15 protein-coding genes and 1 other RNA gene are annotated in these 22,077 nt (G+C 40.1%); 2 read left to right on the forward strand and 14 right to left on the reverse strand.

Features of this window, described 5'->3' with window-relative positions; translation table 11 throughout:
- Positions 1-451: 451 nt before the first annotated feature.
- The 7 genes from PISS_RS10470 to PISS_RS10500 all read right to left on the reverse strand — a co-directional run bounded on the left by PISS_RS10470 (position 452) and on the right by PISS_RS10500 (position 9,457).
- Entirely contained in the window at positions 452-2,296 is a 1,845-nt protein-coding gene (locus PISS_RS10470) for a UvrD-helicase domain-containing protein (RefSeq protein ID WP_058155013.1), read from the reverse strand.
- Positions 2,293-4,194 (reverse strand): ATP-dependent nuclease, encoded by a 1,902-nt coding sequence (locus PISS_RS10475; RefSeq protein WP_058155015.1) that lies wholly within the window; start codon positions 4,192-4,194, stop codon positions 2,293-2,295. The genes PISS_RS10470 and PISS_RS10475 overlap by 4 nt, the downstream gene beginning before the upstream one ends.
- A 568-nt stretch (positions 4,195-4,762) precedes the next feature.
- Positions 4,763-5,764, reverse strand: a complete 1,002-nt coding sequence (locus PISS_RS10480) for a TniB family NTP-binding protein (RefSeq protein ID WP_058155017.1) — start codon at positions 5,762-5,764, stop codon at positions 4,763-4,765.
- A 2-nt stretch (positions 5,765-5,766) separates the two neighbouring features.
- The gene (locus tag PISS_RS10485; RefSeq protein ID WP_058155018.1) at positions 5,767-7,587 is read right to left on the reverse strand and encodes a Mu transposase C-terminal domain-containing protein; all 1,821 of its coding nucleotides are present in this window, start codon (positions 7,585-7,587) and stop codon (positions 5,767-5,769) included.
- On the reverse strand, positions 7,580-8,209 hold the full coding sequence (locus tag PISS_RS10490; protein ID WP_058155020.1) for a TnsA endonuclease N-terminal domain-containing protein: 630 nt from the start codon (positions 8,207-8,209) through the stop codon (positions 7,580-7,582). The genes PISS_RS10485 and PISS_RS10490 overlap by 8 nt, the downstream gene beginning before the upstream one ends.
- Positions 8,210-8,342: 133 nt before the next feature.
- An RNA gene (gene ffs, locus PISS_RS10495) (signal recognition particle sRNA small type) lies at positions 8,343-8,439 on the reverse strand.
- Between the two features lie 139 nt (positions 8,440-8,578).
- The gene (locus PISS_RS10500; RefSeq protein ID WP_016899296.1) at positions 8,579-9,457 is read right to left on the reverse strand and encodes a DUF3014 domain-containing protein; all 879 of its coding nucleotides are present in this window, start codon (positions 9,455-9,457) and stop codon (positions 8,579-8,581) included.
- A 346-nt stretch (positions 9,458-9,803) separates the two neighbouring features.
- Between PISS_RS10500 and PISS_RS10505 the strand changes: the two genes are divergently transcribed.
- Complete coding sequence (locus tag PISS_RS10505; protein WP_016899295.1) at positions 9,804-10,949, forward strand: patatin-like phospholipase family protein; 1,146 nt, start codon at positions 9,804-9,806, stop codon at positions 10,947-10,949.
- 18 nt (positions 10,950-10,967) lie between these two features.
- Here the strand turns inward: PISS_RS10505 and PISS_RS10510 are convergent, their stop codons facing one another.
- Positions 10,968-12,941 carry a monovalent cation:proton antiporter family protein gene (locus PISS_RS10510; protein ID WP_058155021.1) on the reverse strand — a complete coding sequence of 658 codons (1,974 nt, stop codon included), beginning with the start codon at positions 12,939-12,941 and terminating at the stop codon, positions 10,968-10,970.
- A 127-nt stretch (positions 12,942-13,068) separates the two neighbouring features.
- On the opposite strand from PISS_RS10510, the gene PISS_RS10515 reads away from it, so the two are divergent.
- Complete coding sequence (locus tag PISS_RS10515; protein ID WP_008467488.1) at positions 13,069-13,965, forward strand: GGDEF domain-containing protein; 897 nt, start codon at positions 13,069-13,071, stop codon at positions 13,963-13,965.
- 55 nt (positions 13,966-14,020) lie between these two features.
- Here the strand turns inward: PISS_RS10515 and PISS_RS10520 are convergent, their stop codons facing one another.
- The 6 genes from PISS_RS10520 to lpxB all read right to left on the reverse strand — a co-directional run bounded on the left by PISS_RS10520 (position 14,021) and on the right by lpxB (position 22,015).
- Positions 14,021-14,362, reverse strand: coding sequence for a hypothetical protein (locus PISS_RS10520; RefSeq protein ID WP_058155023.1), 342 nt, complete (start codon positions 14,360-14,362; stop codon positions 14,021-14,023).
- Entirely contained in the window at positions 14,359-15,669 is a 1,311-nt protein-coding gene (gene tilS / locus PISS_RS10525; protein ID WP_058155024.1) for a tRNA lysidine(34) synthetase TilS, read from the reverse strand. The genes PISS_RS10520 and tilS overlap by 4 nt, the downstream gene beginning before the upstream one ends.
- Before the next feature lie 132 nt (positions 15,670-15,801).
- Positions 15,802-16,758, reverse strand: coding sequence for an acetyl-CoA carboxylase carboxyl transferase subunit alpha (gene accA, locus PISS_RS10530; protein WP_008467493.1), 957 nt, complete (start codon positions 16,756-16,758; stop codon positions 15,802-15,804).
- 16 nt (positions 16,759-16,774) lie between these two features.
- A complete protein-coding gene (dnaE, locus tag PISS_RS10535; RefSeq protein WP_058155026.1) occupies positions 16,775-20,266 on the reverse strand; it encodes a DNA polymerase III subunit alpha in 3,492 nt (1,163 codons plus the stop codon).
- Positions 20,267-20,268: 2 nt separating this feature from the next.
- A complete protein-coding gene (rnhB, locus tag PISS_RS10540) occupies positions 20,269-20,868 on the reverse strand; it encodes a ribonuclease HII (protein ID WP_024601809.1) in 600 nt (199 codons plus the stop codon).
- Positions 20,858-22,015 carry a lipid-A-disaccharide synthase gene (gene lpxB / locus PISS_RS10545; RefSeq protein WP_013465415.1) on the reverse strand — a complete coding sequence of 386 codons (1,158 nt, stop codon included), beginning with the start codon at positions 22,013-22,015 and terminating at the stop codon, positions 20,858-20,860. Before lpxB ends, rnhB begins: the two co-directional genes overlap by 11 nt.
- Positions 22,016-22,077 lie beyond the last annotated feature (62 nt).

The raw sequence follows: 22,077 nt of genomic DNA on the forward strand, positions 1-22,077 counted from the left end.
AATTAGTAATGTCTTAAACTATAAATATTTATGAGTTAAGAGGGATTTTATGCTTGTTTTTGCTAGCGATACTTCTGGTAAGATTGTTTCAATAAATAATGTCAAAAATGGTAAAGCATGCAATTGCTTTTGTATCGCATGTAATGCCTTTTAATTGCATGCAATGGCGGAAAAATAAAAGCACACTCATTTGCTTATACTACAAAAGAAGAGTCTAAAACATGCCATTATTTTACACCATATTAAGTGATTGATTACACTCGTTAAGCTCTATTACTCATAACTATGCAACTCTAATGAGACGACTGAAAATGCCAGTCTGGGCTGCTAACTTCCTATTTTAAACTAGTAGTCATGAAATACTAATGGACGTTTAACTAAGCCATATTTATACAACAACTCCCTGTAAAGTAGGAAATCGATAGGAATTAGTGGGTATAGTTGTGCCATATTAATTACCAAATGTTAAATCTACAACATTCCAACCATTCATAATAGCAATCGCTCGCTTAGCCTCAGGAAATCTAGATTCATCAATAGCAATGCCAATTAGGTGTTTTGGCCTCGTCATTGCTACATACAGCTGTTTCATAAATTTAGGCTTCCTAACCCCTGTTGGCGTTGTATTATTAACACCGATAATATAATCCAACACCTGATGTACATCATACTCGTAGAATTGTGTTTCTAGCAGTAAAGTCGCTGAGTGCGTTTCCCCCTTAACGGAGTGAATCGTATCAACCTCAATATAGATATCACGATCATTTATTTTTTCAACATACATATTAGCCGACACAACTTCATCATCAGTTATAGCTCTTGGTGCCACATACGAAATAAAGTCGGTAAGCACTGTATACTTATCCAACAAACCAAGAGCTGTTAATAAGTCCTTAATATTATCTCCCCATGCATTACTATCGTTAAGAACAGAATTTTGAATCTTAATTATAATTTGATTAATTTCATTACGCTTTGGACTGTCCTTTAACATACTTTTTAGCTGAGATATAGGTACATGTTCGTAACCTGCAATAGGTAATAACCTACGAATTCCTTCCAAAACTATTCTATAACCATCTGCATTGCATGCAGCAATATTCTGAGCCCTTCTAAAGTATTCGATCATTCTTTCTGGTTTGAAGTTTTTACTGGAGTTACGTTTTTCAAAATTTGAAAAGTAGTGTTTAACCGTAAGACCTTCCGGCTTAGTCTTACCAACCCCACCAACGGCCTTAATTGGATGTCTCTCATCTAACGGAAGGTTATTAGCGCACAATTGTGCAAAGGCTGAAAGTACTTTAGATCTGCTCTGCTCATCAACGATGTAGATCGTATGTGGCTGAGCGTTATAGACTAAGTGAGTAGAACTCAATGCTACCTTATTTGTACTCAACCGACTAGCTAGGGCTGCGACGCTTGGGTTAAATCTATGGCTGGTATTTATAACCTGCAGCTGCAAATCATTATAGCTATTGCTATTTTCTTCTTCGCCACCAGAAAATATCGCCTGATCAGCATCACCTAATCGTTGAAGCGCGCCGCCTCTATAACAAAATAACTTATTAATTATTTCATCTTGCACTAGGGATGTATCTTGCATCTCATCTACAAGTGCCAAAGGAAACCTTGATTGAATAGCTTTTATTACATTTGGATTAATATCCAAGTACGCCTTTGCATACTCAAACATCTCTCTATAAAAGAATAAACCCTCGCTCAACATCGCTTCCTTTATTGCATACAGGTTTTTAAAACTATCCGATGTAGAGGGCTTTGTGAAGCCAGGAATGATTTTTTTAAACTCACCATCAACATATCTAATTTGCAAGTTAGATATACTAGCTTTGGGCTTTCCTTCCAAATACCTTCTTGCCTTCCAAGAAAGTTTACTATCAATATAATCAAAGCAAGCGTCATCATCAATACGCTTAATTACTATGCTCTTTGACCTACAGAAAGGTAATGCTAGGAATCGATTAACAAACTCTTGAATCGTTCCTATGAAGTGAGGATAAGATAAGAGTTTACATCCATATTCATTACGCTCCAATCGACTAATAATTTCATTTTTAGCTACATTGGTATGGCTAAGTACACATATGCCACTTGTACTCTGCTTCCAACTCTTTGCTAGCAGTATTAATTTCACAGCAATAAGAGTTGTTTTACCGCTACCTGGGCAAGCTTGAACATCGACAAATTCTTTTATGGCTTGTCGACGTTTATGATCAAAAATAAGCCCCGTCTCAACTTGAAAATCCTCGATATCGTTATCGGTTATAGAAGGTATCATTCTGCACCTTCCGCTTCGATTAACTGAGCAGGCTGCTCCTCTTCTGCCTCTATAATAATCAGTTCAGTTACATATTCAATGGCGCTAACAATATACGCAGGCAGTTTATTTTTAAGCCCTGTTGGGTCCTTTTGATAGGTCTTGCTTAATATTTCAGCTAATTTGTATGTGACCTCAGTTTTTCCAGACGATTTTTTTTCAACCATGCCGTATATTTGAATAGCTTTTTCTTCAGGATCATCACTAAGATTTTCAAAGCCAACTTCACTATCATTCACAGAGCAATACATTTCTTTAGCTAAACCTGATTTGGCTAGGCAATATTCAAAAGTCCATTCCTCAGAGATAAATGTTTTTACATTTTCTCCATCCTGCTCACACTTATTTGCTTTTCGTGTTGCTAGATCATCTGGCTTATCATCATAGTGGCTAATCCATCGATTCAAATTCCCTTTCTTCCCTTCGGCTAGGTTAGGTTCTTTTTTCAATTTAAAGCCGTAGTCATTCTCTTGCTTCTTTTCTGCCTTATCTGGCCAAATATCAAGATCAGTTACACAAGCTACTTTAATAGGGAATGGTTGCTCATCAGCCACTTTCTTACGATAGATCTTTGCATACCGTTTATAAGCTAGGTTGCCAACATTCACGATAGACACGCCATAATCTTCAAGAGGACGCCCTAATAATTTGGCAATAGTTGGCAGCAATATATTTTCACCATCACCTTCAACCAACAGAACGCTCTTAGCGAAAAACATATTTGCTTTGCTAACATCAAGAAATTTTTCCAAAAACGGGTAATCATCATTACTCAGCAGGGTCGCCCCTCGCCTTAATGGAAATGACTGCCCCTTATTCATCAGTATTATATTTTCAAGTGACACTTTTGAAGCGAGGTTAGGGCTATGCGTTGATAAGATGCACTGTAAGCCTTCTTGCTCTTCTGCTAGGTATTGGATGAACTTCATTTGTAACTGCGGGTGAAGGTGTGCTTCAGGCTCTTCGATTAACAAAAGTGGAAAGCCTTCACCTGACTGTGTTAAAAGCATTAGTTCGGCGGCCATAAACAATAAATTGCTGTACCCTAACCCATGAGACATACCTGTATCATTCAGTCCAAGAGTAAGCCGCTCCACAATTGCTTTAAATGCTGAATTCTTCTCCGCTACACTCATATCTTCGACATTCTTACTGCCAAGCATGTCAATCACAGGAGCAAATAGCGTGTCTTTGAACGTTATTTTTTCTAGGAGTTTTTCGACACTATTTTTGGAAGTCGAAATCGAGGCATCAGCTTTGATCATTTGGTTAGCCTTTACAACCAAAGTGATTAATCGTTCTATATCCTGCTCGTTACCACCAATGCTGCTCTTACTGCCTAGTAGTTGTGACAATCGAGACATTCTTCCTGCAGAAAGTTCATTTTCAGCATCCCTTAATGGCTTAAGGTAAGTAGTAGAAAGATATAATCGCGTATCACGATCTAAAATTGGCCCTTCATCATCAGCGCCTGCACGGATATCAGTTCGTATACCTTGTGAATTATTCGTCTGGGTTTCATTTATGGAAGCAGTTAATGTTATATGCAACACAGTTTGAACATTACCATCTTCATCTTGTTCAAACGTCAGATATTCAGCAAATGCCCCACCATCATGAGCATTCAGTTCACAAAATTTCAATCTTATTTTTAGCTTTGTCGATCCCGACCTGAAATCTGAATACTTAATCCTCACCCATTCAGCTGAGTTAGTATCTAAGACCAATCTTACAGCATCTATTAAGCTCGTTTTGCCAGCATCGTTTTCACCAACTAGTAGGTTCAATCCTTTGTTTAAAGTAACATGAGTTGATACAAAGCCTCTAAAATTCTCGGCCGTTATACTCGATAAATACATACACTATCCTTGTTCAATTGCTAGACTCAGTAATAAATGAGATCAATTAAATTAATTAACACATCCTAGTTGAATGACTTCTTTCTCTAAATGGCGTGCTCAATAACAATGCTTTAGCTAGCCTAACTTGTTCTTAAGGTCTTATATTCAAATATATGTACTAGCTTGATTTAATATACTGTGTCACATTTATAATTGAAACATATTGTAAAAAATAACTTTTAAGTGAAGAGCTATCCTGTCAAGTCAAAAAGGTAGTGTTCAATATAAACAAGGCTAAACCCTTACTGGAAAAAGTAATGCCAAAGGTGATGAGTGCACCTATTAAAAAATCCCAATCAGTCAGCTATGTTAATGCTCCACCTGCATGAAAAGTCATCACTTAGTGACAATTTCAACTCAGTTTTTGGCTGTATTAAAGTGTAGTTTTTACATATTTTCCAGTCTATTGCTAACACATTAAGCATATCTAGTATAACAGTGTGCGCCACTAAGAAATTCAGCACTTTAAATGCTTAGATATTGTTGAATTGAAACTAGACTCATTGAAGTTTAAACTTTGTATTATCTATTTCCTTAGCAACTGACTAATAGGCATCCGGTCAGTAAACTTGGTCGCTATAAACGGATCTTCATCTAGGGCGCTTTCAGGTTTGTATAGTGAATAGCGCTCAACTTCAGTTGCTGTAATTTCTGAAACGGGCAAGGTAAATAGGTTTGGTACATCAGGAAAGAGAACATCAAATGCTTTGACTAGATGCTTGGTTGTGAGGGTTTTCGCGTTATCCATTAGTGCATAAAGTACGGCATCATCTAAAAAGTATTTAAGCGTTCTAAAACAGCCTTTTGATAGTGAGAACAAAGCAAATACTATTGCTTGTTCACTTAGGTTTGGCTTTTCGATAAATGGCATACGGTTGGCTAGGCCAATTATTAACTGCACAAAGTGCTTTGGGTTTTCTGACAACTTAAAATAAGGCAGCTGCCGCCTTACTAATAAACGCGATGACCACTGTGGTTCGTCTGCTATTTTTTCTGCCCACGGCATACCTACCAATACAATTGATACACCCGCTTCGTCGTTAATGTATTTTAATCGGTTGGCAATCTCGCGGCGCTTTTTACCTTGGTTATGCTCAATTAGCTCTTGAAACTCATCAATAATTATAAGCTCTGTGCCACACGTTTTTAGGCATTTTATTAATGATGTGGTTAAGCGAGTACCGTTTATTCGTAGCTTACGCTCTGTGCTGCCTACTTGCCCTAAGTCTTTAAGAAGCTCGGCTAAAGTAGATTCTAGTGTCGGATTGCTAGGTATGCGGCTGACTAATACAGGGTGATTCATCACTCCATTAATAAATTGCGGTAAGTGACGTTCTTTATACTGTTTTATTATTGCTGTTTTACCTGTGCCTGTATCGCCATTTAACAGCATGCAAGGCTTTTCCCCCGCTAACCCTTTACCAAGTCTTAATCTGTCGAAGTCGTTAAATACCGTGCTTATTATTGGGTATTCAATAAATACATCGCGAAATTCATTAAGCTTTTCTTTTTGTTTGTCGGTCAGCATAATTAAAATCCATCTAAGTCTGAAATAAAGTCATCCCAGCTATCTGTTGGTTGCTCTTTAGGTGTAACCTTTTTGTGTTCTACTGGCTCGCTCTGAGCTATTGATTTCTGCGAGTCGCTACTAACATTTTGATGCTTAGCTAATGCTTTACCGCCTTTTACTTTTGAGTGTTTTGCCGCATTTTTTAACTCTTCAAACTCGTTTTGAATTTTATTATGAATAAACATACGCGCTTTTGCTAAGCCTACATTATCGATAGAGCCCGAAATAAAATCGCGATGAATACGTATATTTATTTTATGCTGATTCAAACTCAAACCTTGGGTATAGTCTTGATCTTTACATGGCACTTTTATGTAGTGCTCTAGCTTATCGAGGTACACATATATATAAGAGATATCATCGGGGTTTAATTTAATTAAAACTTCTTGAGATACTTTATGGCTAAATTGCTTCCTGTAGTTGGCTAATTCAGTACTGTCATAGCTTGAATTTTCTAACTGTATACCACCTTTTCGAAGTACCCGATGATATGAAATACTGAGCACAACATCTAATTGTTGAAGATCGTCATTACTCAGCATTGTTGGTGGTAACGTATTAAAGCCTTGATCCCATAATTGGCTAGGTATGTATTTAAAGCGGCTGTCGGCATCTTGATGGTAAACGTCTACTACCCATTTATGAAATAGCTGAATAAAGGTTGTAAAGCGCATAATTGCATCTTTTTTAGGGTTATATTCATGTTTTTGCAAAATGTTAGAAAAGGTTTTACCTGGGATCGGGTCAAGTAACTCAGTGTTAATTGTGCCGAACATACGTTCTACAAAGGGTTTTAACCAGGGCTTTGCGACAGGATTATATTGAGTATTAATGCCTATTTCTTCGCAAGCAAGTTCAAGGCTGTTACTCCAAAATTCAGCGCCATTATCAACAACAAGTGTTTCAATTTTACCTGCACACTTCCACTCATTAATCGTATCGGGATATAGTTTTACCACTTCACTTTTAGGTTTCATTGCATTTAGCATTGCTCGCCTTACTGCATCATAGCTAGGCTCGCTGAAGCTGAAGTAATAGCCAACAATACAATGGCTATACACATCGACTAACATGGTGAGTGTTGGCCGACCAAGCGGGATATGTAGCTCATCATCTAATAAAATAAGATCAAGCGGTGTATGGTCAATTTCAACTTTTTCGAGTACTCGAGTAGGCCGTGTATGCCCTTCTACTTTATTAAAAGCAATATCAGCAAGGCGCTTACCATAACGAGCGATCATTACTTCGTATTGTGGTAAGTTATCTATTCTGTTTTTAAACGCTTTGTATGTTAAAGGCTTTAAAACACTGCCCACAACACTGTCGTTCTCAATAATAACTAAATCTGCATAATACTTATAAGCAGAAGCCACTGATGGCTTTTCTTTTACTAAGTAACGCTCAAGTGCTTTTTCGAAAAACTTATCGGTGGCTGTATCGCGCTCCCTGTTACCCTTTTTTTGATGGCTTGGTATTAGCGCCATGATATTTTTATCTGCATTGGTATAAGCGCTATACCATCGTGCTGCTGTTCTCCAGCTAGGCTTTTTTTCTCCCTCAACTTCGGGCATTACTTTCAATAAAGGCTCAAGGTTTTTTTGTGTCCAACCACCTTGAATATTAGCCTCAAGCCATTGAATATATTTAAGCTTAGCAAATGTTGTATTTTTAATTTTTTCAGGAAGGGCTTGTAAATCTTTGGCGTAATTTTGAGGTAGTTTGGTCTCTACTTTTGGTAATGGCTGGTTAAACTCATCATCAAACAAACCGTCATTAAACATTGTTAGACCAAATTGCTGTTTCTATTGATATTTCATTTGTAGTTAAGTCGGCAAATAACTGCCCTAGTGATAATAAGCGTAGCACCGTAGCAAGTAGCTCACCGGCAGTTACTTTTAAAAAGCTAACTAACTGACCCACTTTAATAGAGCCGCATTGCTTAACAAGTGCTAACACCGATGCTTGCAGCTCTGTTAAAGACTGAAACCCAGAGTAGCGATGCAAAAGCTTTAAGTTGTTGAGTGTTGGATATACACGGATTTGTTTATCAGTAACCAATATTAAGTCGCGTCCATCTTGCTTAGCGATGGCTTGCTTTTCAATAAAACGTGCACGAAAGTCTTCGTCGGCAATTTTGCTTTGCGGTTTTACTTCTATAAATTTTTGCGTGCCGTCTGTGTGGGTAAGTAAAAAGTCAGGTGTGTAACGGCAAGTACGGTTATCAAACTCATATTCGTAACCTAGTGGTTGTGCCTCAAATGCGGCTATTAATGGTGAAAATTCAAAATGGAAACAGGCATCAAACTCTAAAGAGGATTCGACTAAACAGGTAGATTTATTTTTTTGACTAGCAAATTTATGGAGGTTTTTTACACGGGAGTGTTTTAGTTTTCTTCTGTACATGTGAGTCAACCATCTAACCATTTGGTTAAATACTAGACTATGCCACCTTATACTTCCAATTTATGCCATCTTTTAGTACAAATATGTCAACTTATACTTCAAACAACACCCAAATGAGGAATTTGGGTGGCAGTCTTACCAGCCACATCTCGGCACACACGTCACAAACTGTGGCTGCTCCCTTCCGGGCCTGACCAGGTTCGCCTGCTAGTGTTGCGAGAGGACCAATAAGACTACCATTGAGGGCCTTGGTTGGCGCGATTGAGATTATCGCTACTTTTACTCTGTTATTCAAGGGATAATCAAAAAAGAAAGTGCGATTGCATACTTCATATACAATCGCAGGGTATTTAGTTATTAAAGCGGTTATTAATTACTCTCTAACTGCGCTTTTATATTACGTAGCGCTGCTTTTACCTTTTTCATGTTCTCTGGGCCCATGCGTAAAAGTTGTTTTTGTGCAGCGGGTAATTGCTCCCACTCAGAAAACGCATACTGATAAGTAACCGAGTCACGCAATAAAGGTAAGCTGCCTTTTGGCTCTGGAGTATCAAGTAGCAAGTCAATGGCATCTTCAAGTGTTTGTGTAAACTCATCATCGCCATAGCCAATTTCAGTGTATGCACTGTTGATTAGCGGTTTATATTCTTCATATAAACGAACAGCTTGTGCGGCACTCATACTTGTTAGTACTTTTACATATGGGGTGTAGCGTTCATAGCTATTAGGATCAATGGTTAAAATATCGCCTTCGTTTACGCTAAAACCTTCTTCTAACTTTACAACTGGGGTATGTTTCTTAGCCACCTTACCTTTTGCTAAGTTATCGATAAACACCACACCACGACGAATAACATCATCGTTCAACACTAGGCTCATTGCCGCATCGCCTAAGTATTCATCTAATTTTGCAACCACGACAGGATCACTGTCATTTAATGTTGGTAAAGGCACAACCTCAGACTCTGGCTCAACGTCTGGGCGCTGTGTTGGCACTGCCAACTCTTCAGGTTTTTCTGGCTTAACCGATGGCGCCCCCACCACTGGGTCGTTTTCAGGTTTTAGCTCCATAACGGGTTGCTCTTTTATGGGTTCTTCAACCTGCATAACTGTTTCTGGGGCTTCGCTTGGTTTTAATAATACAAACGCGGCGGCAATAATAATGATTAATAAAATAACCCCTGCGAAGATAAGGTTGTTATTCGGTGGACGTTTTTGAACATCTGATTCTGATGGTTTATCTGACATACGAACTCCATAAATATAAAAATGCGATACCGTTTAGAGTACTCTAAACAGATTTAATTCCTAACTTACACTAATATTCATTAATAAGTAGGGTCTGTTGACCTTTCCGGATTAAAATTTGTTCAGCCCCCTTGGGTAGAGGATGTTTAATTTTTAAGCTACGTTATCGCCTATTTATGGGAAGTAACCACAATACATAGGCTCAGCCTTGCCTAAAAAACAAACACACTACTAAAAATTCAACCTCGAAAGATAAATAGACTCTAACATATCCTTTGATTCTTCTAGCTTAAAGACTTACAGTGAATAAATAAAGTAAAGACAGCGAACAGTTTAAATACCTAACATGAAAATTAAGCAAGTCGATCCTAGTAAACCTAAAATTGCCTTATTACTAACAGGTGGTGGTGCCCGAGCGGCTTATCAAGTGGGTGTTTTGAAAGCGTTAGCGCAAAGTATGCCCAGAACCGCCCCGCTCCCCTTTAGAGTGATAAATGGCACCTCTGCCGGTGCAATTAATTCTGCGGCCTTAGCATGTTACGCCTCATGTATGCATTTAGCGGTAAGAAAACTAGAAACAGTTTGGAAAAACTTTTCAACTTCGATGGTATATAAAAGCGACTTTTTAAGTGTGTTTGGTCATATTACCCGTAATATTTTAACCAGTTTCCAGTCAGAGCATATAAACCATCCACCAGCAAGCTTGTTAAATAACCGACCACTTAGAAAACTGTTAAACGATATACTAGATTTACATCGTATTGAGCGTAATTTACACCGTGACTATTTAGAGGCGCTGTCTATTACTGCATCCAGTTATACTACTGGCGATTCTGTTGCTTTTTTTCAGTCAAATACGCAGCATTCTTGGCAACGAGCCAAGCGCGAAGGACGCGCTACTCGTATCAATGTTGAACACCTAATGGCCTCAAGTGCCATTCCTATGGTGTTTCCAAGTGTGAATATTTATAACCATTACTTTGGCGATGGCTCAATACATCAGCTTTCACCTTTAAGCCCCTCTATTCACTTAGGGGCAAATAAAATATTTATTATTGGGGTTGATCAACCCAAAGAGCCACATCCTCCAGGGTACTCTGCACATTTCCCGGGGCTTTCGGCCGTGGCAGGGCATTTACTCGACAGTGTATTTACCGACACCATGCAATCTGATTTAGAGCGCTTGGACAGAATAAACCGCACACTCGGTTTACTGCCCAATAAGCATAAGCATCAAGAATTGAAACAAATAGATAGCTTTATTATTAATCCATCGCAAAACTTCAATGCCATTGCCGCGCAGTATTACGATGATATGCCTTGGGCGATAAAAGTTTTATTACGTATGATCGGGGTAAAAAAGCGCTCTCAGTCGAGTTTGACCAGCTATTTGTTATTTGAAAAACGCTACACCCAGCATTTAATTCAAATCGGATACGACGATGGTATGAAACAACTCCCTGAAATCAGAAAGTTCTTAGAGCTAGAGTAAGTTTTTTTGCTTGATGGGCTACTCTATACCATCAAGTAAATAATGCTCAACACGTTCTACACGCCGTGGTTTACCTTGCAGCACTAGAATATCATTAGCATACAATATTGTGTGTTCTTGTGGTGTGTCTATTTCTTCGCCCTCGCGGCGAAGCGCCTTAATTAGCACTTTTCTTTTTGCTAAATTGAGTTCGCTAATTGCTTTATTAACCGCAAATGCTTTATCTGGTAAGGCTATTGCATGTAAATACTCTAAACGCTCTGGCAAGTTGGTATCGCTGTCAATATTTTCGCCTGCAAAAAAGCTGTGCAATAATTTATAACGGTTTCGTCGCTCACTACTAACACGGCGAATAATACGGCTCATTGGCACACCAGACATTGACAACACATGCGACACCAACATTAAGCTAGCTTCAAGCGCCTCAGGCACAACCTCAGTAACCCCTAGCACTTTTAAGCGCTCTAACTGACTATCATCACGGGTTCTTATGAGTATTTTAACCTTAGGTGCAACCTGTTTAATGGCATTAATGACTATTTGAGTTTGTTGAAATTCGGTAAAAGTAATAATGACTAGTCGCGCTCGCTCTACCCCCGCACACTTTAAAATATCTTTTTGCTCAACATGACCAAATATTAAAGGCTCGCCCGCCGCTTTTCCTTCCTGTACTAAAATGGGGTCGCTCTCTATTGCCACATAATCAATTGCCTCTGGGGATAAAAAGCGGGCAATAGTTTGTCCTACTCGAGAAAAACCGCATATCACCACATGGTTATGATAAAGCGTGCTACTTTGAAGCTCTTCTTCAAAGGCAAACTTTGCGCGCTCTAACATGCCTAGTCGTTTTAAAATAAAAGGGGTTTTATCAATTAAATAGGGCGTAAGCGCCATAGAAATTACGCCCATGGCAATTAAAAATGATACTTGCTCAACGCTCAGCAAGTTATGCTGTGCAGCGAGTGCAATTAACACAAAGCCAAACTCACCCATTTGCCACAACATTATAGCGCACGCTAACGCATCTTGTTTTCGCTCTCCCATTAATAAAGAAGATAACATCACTACGGCAATTTTTAAGATTAAGATGCCCATCAAGGCAACAATAATAATACCCGCATGATCAACAACAAAACCAATGTCTAACTGCATCCCCACGGTTACAAAAAATAACCCCATGAGAATATCGCGAAACGGGCGAATATCGGCCTCTAATTGATGACGATAGTGGCTCTCCCCTAGCATCATGCCTGCTAAAAAAGCCCCTAATGCCATCGATAAACCAAAAGAGTATGTGAGTAACCCTGCAAACAAAGACACCAATAACGTGGTTAATACAAACAGCTCATCGCTTCGTGCTAGTGCCACTTCTTTAAACACCTTGGGCAAAACCCACTTGCCAATAGCCCATAGCAATACACACACAAACGCGCCTTTAGTCAGCGCAAACAGTAATGCCCAACCAATACTATTGGGATCACTGCTGGCAAATAAAGGCAAAATAATGAGTAACGGCACAACCGCAATGTCTTGAAATAGTAAAACACCGATTGCCAATTGCCCTCGGCGTTTATTTAAATCACCACTCTCTTTTAATAATTTAGCAACCACTGCCGTAGAGGAGAGCATAATAATAATGCCGATGGTAAAACTAGTTAATAAACTAAAATTTAATAAATAAAGGATTAAAATAAGCAAGATACTGCTGACTATGACTTGCAATGAGCCTAAGCCAAATACGATATTTCGCATTGCCATTAAGCGCGATACAGAAAACTCCAGCCCTAAACTAAATAACAAAAACACAATACCCAGCTCAGCAATAAAGTCCATTTCATGGCTTTGTGCCATCCAACCAACGCCATGGCCACCAGCTAGTAAACCTACCGCTAAATAAGCTAATACAGGGGGAAGCCCTATTCGCTTAAATAGCCATACAAATAGAACCGCAGCAACTAAAAGTCCAAAAACCTGAGCATTAATATTTTGCAATGCAATCCTTATAAGCAATCAATGGAATGTAACTTAACTATAGCAACCGTATAAGTTTCAGCCAGAATGTAAATATGGCATATAACCTGCTTAGTTATAAAAAGTAATACTATAGGGGGAAGAAATAGTGGAAAACGTTCATATTTTGACACAACGTATCTCTGGTCGCGGCGAATTTTTGCCGTTCTCAGCAGAGCAATATAATAGCAATACACCGACAGCACTGCATGAGCTAGCAGCTAAACTGCAAACGAGCTTAGTTTTAGAAGATATTTTAGGAACGTTTGCAAATTTTGCAAAACAACTGCTTAATTTTTCTGGTGTGCATTTTAAAGCAACAAGTATTGATGTAAAAACACCCAATAGTGATGTTGAAAATCCAGCGTACTCGTTTGATTTAAAAGTTGAAAATGAGTACTTAGGCACATTAACTTATTATACAAAGTATCCGCTTAGTGCGGCTATTGAGAAAAAGCTACAACACTTTCATAGTGTACTAATTTATCCATTGCGTAATGCGCTTATGTATAACCGTGTATTAAGGTTAGCCACAAAAGATTCATTAACCGGATTAAACAACCGTAGTCAATTTAATGACATGTTGCTACAAAAGCTTGAAAATCATCGACGTAACGGTCATTCGTTTAGTTTAATGCTGCTTGATTTAGATAATTTTAAGCAAGTAAATGACAACTATGGTCATAAAATTGGCGATGACGTTTTAATCGAGTTTGCTGCGGTTTTATCTAGTAGTATTAGGGGGACTGATTCGGTATTTCGCTTTGGTGGCGATGAGTTTTCAATATTAATCGAAGACCCGGCTTTTACCACCAATAAAGTGGTGGCTGAACGTATTATGCGTTTAGTCAGAAACTCACCGATTATGTCTAAATACAACGTCACAGCCAGTATTGGTTTTACGCTGACTAATAGCGACGATTGCCAGAACGAGATATTTTCTCGCGCAGATAAAGGCTTATATAAAGCAAAAGCATCTGGGCGAAACTGCGCAAAAGCCTATTAAGTAATAAAAACATTATTTTTAAAAAGCTTAGCCTCCCCCGCTGGGCTTTTTTACGCTACTTTTTTAATATAAAGTACTTATAAATTAGCAGCATGGCACAAAAACCAAAAAAGAAGCCACTGAGTAAATTAAGTAATGCGGCAATTGTCGCAAGCGGTGTAAAAAGCACTAACAGTAAGGGCATACTCACCCCTAGAATGAAAAATACGCCCCCCTTACCTAACCAATAGGCAAGTAAAATGGCGGCACATACCATACCGCCCAACACAGCGTAGCCTAATGTAATTATATTAAGGGTTAAAAATACATTCGCTAAAACCGCAATCAATAGCGTAATTAATATGCCAGTAGGTGCCTTATTTATAAGCGACAGCCCAACATGAGGTTGTTGACTCATGATTTATACTCCCAAATAAAACCAGTATCATCTTTGTGATTATCACTAATAAAATAGCCAACCACTTGAACTAGCTCATCATTGTAAAAAATTAATGGAATATCAGCACGTAGCCAAGGCGCTACTTTTGCATCTTTAAACCAATGTTTAAGGCTATTACTGCCTGGTTTTTTGAGTGGTTTAATACGCGCACTATTACAGTTAAAACGAACACTGACTTGTTCATCAGGTTTAGGGGCGCGTATACCTATTCCCTGCAGGCATTGTAGTATTTGTCCGTCATTCAGCACTAGTTCGCGACTTGTTACGCGTTCAATATTAACGGCTAAAGGCGTCGGCTGCACAAAATAAAGATAACCTTGATGGCGGCGTATTTGTCCATCGCTTAGCTCAATTTTTATTTGCGCATCAGCTTGTGCATGAATAGCCTGACTCATTATTTGCATTAACTGTTTTTGCGAAGGCATGGTATGGGTAAATAAAGCCAGCCATGCACGCAGAAGATTCGCAATGCGAATAGCGCTGTAATGAGCCATGTTTTGTATATTAAGCGCCTGATGTTGGTTAATACACTGTGCGAGATCTTGCTGGGTATATTCATCAAGCAGTGCTTGTTGCTGTTGTAATAATTCTATACTACGGGCTGTACACTGCTCAAACCCAGTAAAACGCTCTGCCAACTTGGGCACGATTTGTTGACGCAAAAAATTACGATCAAAGCATTCATTGGAGTTTGATTCATCAGTAATATGGCTAATATTAAATTGCTGCGCAAACGCTTCTATGTCGCTGCGTTTTACCCCAAGTAATGGCCTATAGCACTCACGGCCACTTTCAAGCACGCGAGTTTGCTGCATAGCGCCGAGCCCTTTTAAGCCTGAGCCGCGCTTTAAACGAAGTAAAAATGTCTCTACTTGGTCATTTAAATGCTGGCCTAACAAAATAACACTATCACTTGGGCTGTGTTCATCAAGCGCTTGATAACGCGCTTCGCGAGCCTGCGCTTCAATACTGGTGCGCGATTTCGGCTCAATAATGACGTTTACCGCCTTAAAATCAATTGAAAGCTGCTCACAGCGTGCTTGGCAAAATTGCTGCCAGTGATGGGCGTTATCACTTAAGCCATGATTGACATAAATTGCACTTAAATTTAAATGTGGGCACTGCTCTTTTAACGCATGCATTACCTGCAACAGCACCACCGAGTCTACCCCTCCAGATAAGGCTACTGTAAATGTGAATTGCCCATTTTCTAAGTAGTGATTAAGGGCTTTTTTTACCTGCAGATAAATAGGTGTTTTGTGCATTAATATACCCAATGAGTAAATTGCTAATAACCCGAACAATAAAGGCTCTACGTTACGGTATTTTAAAACAAAAAAAGCCGCATAGGCGGCTTTTTTCTATATTTAGCTACATTTAGCTACATTTAGCTATTTTTAACAATAACCAAACGACATTAAACGCTTGTAACGTTGGTCAAGCATCTCTTCAAGCGATAACGCTTGTAGGTCTGCTAAATCGCGCTTAAGGCGTACTTTTAAGTTACGTGCCATCGCATCATAATTACGGTGCGCGCCGCCTAGAGGCTCTTCAACTAAATTATTAATTAAATCTAGCTCTTTAACACGCTCTGCTGTTACACCCATTGCCTCTGCAGCCAATGGTGCTTTATCAGCACTTTTCCATAAAATAGAGGCACAACCCTCTGGTGAAATAACCGAGTAAGTGCTGTATTGCAACATGTTTACTCTGTCGCCCACACCAATGGCTAATGCACCACCTGAACCACCTTCACCAATAACAGTACAAATTGTTGGTACTTTAAGTGCGGCCATTACTTTTAGGTTACGTGCAATTGCTTCAGACTGACCACGCTCTTCAGCGCCAACACCAGGGTATGCACCTGGGGTGTCGATAAAGGTCATGATTGGCATTTTAAAACGCTCTGCCATTTCCATTAAGCGCAATGCTTTACGGTAACCTTCAGGTTTTGGCATGCCAAAATTACGTTTGATTTTTTCAGCAGTACCACGGCCTTTTTGCTGACCGATCACCATTACTGGCTCACCATCTAAGCGGGCTACGCCGCCTAAAATGGCAGGGTCGTTAGCAAACGTGCGATCACCCGCAAATTCGTCAAATTCCGTAAAAATACGCTCGATGTAATCTCGAGTATAAGGACGCAACGGATGACGTGCTAACTGTGATACTTGCCAAGCGCCTAGTTCAGAGAAAATTTTCTCCTTCATTTGTGCGCTCTTTTCTTTAAGTTTGCTGACTTCCTCTTCTAATCCAAGGTCTAATTCGCCAGCGCGGCTTACATTTTGTAATTCTTCAATTTTTGCTTCTAATTCTGCAATTGGAAGCTCAAAATCAAGATAATTGAGGCTCATGCTCTAAACTACCTAATTAGTTAAATTCTAGTTCTACATTTTGCGCTGCCATCAGCGATAACTTATGAATTAAGTCGTCACTTGGCGTAACACACCATTCGATCCCTAGGGTTAATTGCACCAACGCATCGGGGCGTTGATAATATACCTTGATCGGACACGTTCCCATTTTGTATGGTTCGAGTACTTTTTGTAATTTATCGAAGAAACCAGCCTCGATCTGCACCATATTCAGCGTCATCTTAATCGCTTTTATACGCTTTTCACGCGCCTGAGCAATGGTGTTTATTTCTCTGGCGGTCATTGTAATACCACCAGAGAAGTTATCAAAGCTGACCTGTCCGGATATCACCAAAATATTGTTGATTTGCAACATATCTTGGTACATTTCAAACTGTTCTGGAAACAAGCGTACATCAATTCGGGCGCTTTTGTCATCTAAAGTTATCAGCCCCCAACGATTTCCTTTTTTATTAATTAAGGTTCTCGCTGCAATCACTAAACCTGCTCCGGTTGAGAGCACATCACGATTAGTTGGTTGTAAGTCGATGAGTCGACCACTAGTATAATGCCCAAGCTCTCGTCGATACTGGTTTATAGGATGTCCGGTTAAATAAAGGCCTAGGGTGTCTTTTTCGCCATCAAGCCACTGATTATCCGTAAGCGGTGTCGCTTTTATAAACGCTTGCTCTACTTCATCAGGCTCTGTAGCAAGTAAACCAAATAAATCACTTTGCCCTAATAATTCAGCTTTGTTGTGCTGATCGGCTGCGCGCATCGCATCTTTTAAGCTGGCTAATAGTGTTGCTCGCCCAGGTTGAGTTTTTTCAGGCCCTAGTTGGTCTAATGCGCCTGCATAAATTAATTTCTCGGTAACGCGTTTATTTAAGCGTTTTAAATCAACACGCGCACAAAAATCAAATAGGTCTTTAAATGGGCCGCCTTTTGCTCGCGCCTCTAATATGGCATCAACCGGCGCTTCACCCACACCTTTAATTGCCCCTATGCCATAGACAATTTCACCTTGAAGGTTAACAGTAAACTTGTATTCACCCGCGTTTACATCGGGCGGTAACAAGGTGAGTTTCATGTTTTCACATTCATCCACCAGCGTTACTATTTTGTCGGTGTTATCCATATCAGCCGACATTACCGCCGCCATAAACTCGGCCGGATAATGCGTTTTCATCCACAGCGTTTGATACGATACTAATGCATAAGCTGCTGAGTGAGATTTGTTAAAACCGTAACCCGCAAACTTTTCAACCAAGTCAAATATTTTTATTGCCAGTTCGCCGTCAATACCGTTGTTACGTGCGCCTTCTTCAAAGGTTGAGCGCTGTTTTGCCATTTCTTCAGGCTTTTTCTTACCCATAGCACGACGTAACATGTCGGCGCCGCCCAGTGTATAACCGGCCAGTACCTGCGCTATTTGCATAACTTGTTCTTGATACAAAATAATGCCGTATGTCGGCTCAAGAATCGGCTTTAAACTTTCGTGTTGGTATTGCGCATCGGGATATGAGATTTCTTCTCTGCCGAGTTTTCGGTCGATGAAGTTATCTACCATGCCTGATTGCAGTGGACCTGGGCGGAATAAGGCCACTAGGGCTATCATATCTTCAAAGCAATCGGGCTTTAATCGGCGAACTAGGTCTTTCATGCCGCGTGATTCTAGCTGGAATACCGCGGTGGTTTCAGCGCGCAGCAGTAACTCTATACTTTTTTTATCATCCAATGGAATGGTGTTGATATCGACCGGCTGTTTGCCTTCACGCTTTAAGCGCTCATTGGTCATATCCAGCGCCCACTGTAATATGGTGAGCGTCCGTAAGCCTAAAAAGTCAAACTTAACTAAACCCGCGGTTTCTACATCGTTTTTATCAAACTGAGTAACTGGAAACTTGCCTTCGTCATCGCAATAGAGCGCCGCAAAATCGGTAATGGTGGTCGGCGATATTACAACCCCCCCTGCGTGTTTACCGGCATTACGGGTACAACCCTCAAGAATACGACACATGTCGATTAAGTCTTTAACTTCTTCATCGCCGTCGTAGGCTTCTTGCAAACGGGGTTCTACGTCAAATGCTTTAGCCAGTGTCATCCCAGGGTCGCCCGGAATAAGCTTAGAAATACGATCGACAAACCCATACGGATGACCAAGTACCCGGCCTACATCGCGTATTACCGCTTTTGCTGCCATAGTACCAAAGGTAATAATTTGCGATACCGCGTCACGGCCATACAAGGCCGATACATGATCAATTACTTCATCACGCCTATCCATGCAAAAGTCGACGTCAAAGTCGGGCATAGAAACACGTTCAGGGTTTAAGAATCGCTCGAAGAGTAAATCGAACTCTAGTGGATCAAGGTCGGTAATTTTAAGGGCATAAGCCACTAATGAACCCGCACCTGAACCACGCCCTGGGCCTACTGGAATATTGTTATCTTTACTCCACTGAATAAACTCCATTACGATCAAGAAGTAACCAGGGAATCCCATTTGGTTAATTACATCAAGTTCTATTTTTAAACGTTCATCGTATTCGCCACGTTTTTCTTGACGTTCTTGCTCGTCAGGAAATAAAAACTGTAATCGTTCTTCAAGGCCGTCTTGTGACACTTTAACCAAAAACTCATCAATTTTTAGTGAGCCCGTCGGGTAATCTGGTAGGAAATACTCACCTAATTGCACGGTTACATTACAGCGCTTTGCAATTTCTACGGTATTTTGTAGCGCTTCTGGAATATCACTAAATAGCTCTGCCATTTGTTCTGGCGTTTTTAGGTATTGCTCTTGTGAAAAACGCTTTGGTCGGCGTTTATCATCTAGAGTGTAACCATCAAAAATAGCCACACGAATTTCATGGGCTTCAAAGTTTTCAGGTTTTAAAAATACCACTTCATTGGTGGCCACTACTGGCAATTGCTCATTTGTTGCAAGCTCCACCGCCATGTGCAAATAATTTTCTTCTTGAGCACGGTTGGTACGAATAAGCTCTATATAATAATGATCGCTAAAATGCTGTTTATAAAAACTGACCACCGACTCAACAATAGCGGGGTTACCTTTTATTAAGGCTTTTCCTAAATCGCCATCTTTGGCGCCCGAGAGTATGATAAGCCCCTCTTTTAAATCAACTAACCACTCACGGTCAATGACAGGGCGATGAAAAACATGGCCACGTTGATAGGCTTTAGAGATCAATAAAGTAATATTTTTATAGCCAATGTTATCTTTGGCTAATAATGTTAATCGGCTTGGTTCGTCGGGGAATTCTGGGCTACGTACCCAAAAATCCGCACCAACAATCGGCTTAATACCCGCATTATGCGCTGCGCCATAAAAACGCACCAGACCACAAAAGTTCATTTGATCGGTAATTGCCAACGCTGGCATTTCAAGCTCTTGTGCTTTAGCGACGATTGGTTTGGTTTTTGCCAAACCATCAACCATTGAAAAGTCTGAGTGAACTCTTAGATGAACAAATTCAGGAGCCGCCATAATTACTCCTTACCCGAAAGCGCAAGCACACGCTGCACAGGTTTAAAGCTCTTGCGATACTCATCTATCGCACCGTATTGTTCAAGCGCTGCAAAATGTGCCTTAGTTGGATACCCCTTATGCCCTGCAAACCCATATTGTGGGTAGCGTGCATCAAGTTCAATCATTTCATCATCCCGGGCAACTTTTGCTAAAATAGACGCGGCTGATATTTCAGCAACTAGGCTATCGCCTTTTACCACCGCTTGTGCGGGCATGGCTAATTTAGGAAGGCGGTTTCCATCTACAAACACAAATTCAGGCACTGTGCTAAGCGCTTCCACCGCGCGGCTCATAGCAAGCATAGTGGCTTGTAATATATTTAACTCATCTATTTCACTGGGGCTACAACGGCCAATGGCGTAACACAGTGCTTTTTCTTTTATTTCGATGGCTAATAATTGGCGCTTTTTATCGGTTAATTTTTTAGAGTCGGCAAGGCCAGCAATCGGTTTAGCGGGATTTAAAATAACAGCGGCTGTAACCACATCACCCACCAGCGGTCCACGACCAACTTCATCCACACCGGCTATTAAGGTTACATTGGGTCGTTCAATTTGCATCTATTAACTCCGCCACTGCATTTGCAGCTTGTTTACTTGCATCTAATCTAATTTTTTCATGTATGGCTAAAAAGCGTGCTTTTAATTCTTTATTATCGCTATTGAGCATAGGGGTAAGTGCTGCTGTTAAGTTAGCGACATTACACTCACTTTGTAAAAACTCTGGTACTAACTCTTCATCTGCCAATAAATTGGGTAGCGAAAAATATTTAATATTAAAGGTAAATAAGGTTTTAAAAATCCAGTAACTCATGGGTTTAATTTTATAACCAACCACCATTGGCTTTTTATATAACATGCCCTCAAGCGTTGCTGTACCTGATGCAAGCAATATAGCATCGGCGGCTTGCATGGCTAAATTTGATTGCCCATCCAGTAAGTTAACATTAAGTGAGGGCGCTGTGGCATTTAAAATAGCAATAAACTGCGCTTTGCGCTTTTCGTTCACCAGTGGCACCACGACTTTTAATGCAGGGTTCTGCGCTTGTAACTGCGTCGCTGTTTTTATGTAAGTTTCGCTTAACAAGCCCACTTCTGAGCCCCGGCTCCCGGGCAATAACGCTAACACCTTATCATCAGCACTTAAGCCTAGTTGGCTGCGGGCTTGGCTATCGTCGTGCTTAAGTGCAATGTCGTCAGCTAATGTATGGCCTACAAAAGTACACGGTACTTGGTGTTTGTCGTAAAATTCTTTTTCAAAAGGCAATAAAGCCAATACTAAGTTAGTTGCTGCACTTATAGTGTGAATACGTTTTTCACGCCACGCCCACACTGAAGGGCTTACGTATTGCACGGTTTTGATGCCTGCATCTTTTAACGGTTTTTCTACACGTAAATTAAAGTCCGGCGCATCAATACCAATAAATACATCAGGAGGGTTATTAACAAAGTGCTGCACGAGTTGTTTGCGGATTTTTAGCAAGCGCGGTAAACGGCCTAGGACTTCAACCAAGCCCATAACCGACAACTCATCCATATCAAACAGCGTTTTGCAGCCTTGAGCTTGCATTTTAGGGCCTGCAATACCTTCAAAAGTGGCATCAGGAAAGTGTATTTTAAGCGCTTTTATGAGCCCTTCACCTAAAATATCGCCCGACAGTTCACCTGCCACAATACCAATTCGTAGTTGTTTTTTATCTTTTTTCATTTGCTATTTTTTCACAAGTAAACCCGGCATTCATACCGATTAGTTTACCGTGTTTTAAGGCT

Source organism: Pseudoalteromonas issachenkonii, assembly GCF_002310795.1.
Lineage (GTDB): Bacteria > Pseudomonadota > Gammaproteobacteria > Enterobacterales > Alteromonadaceae > Pseudoalteromonas > Pseudoalteromonas tetraodonis.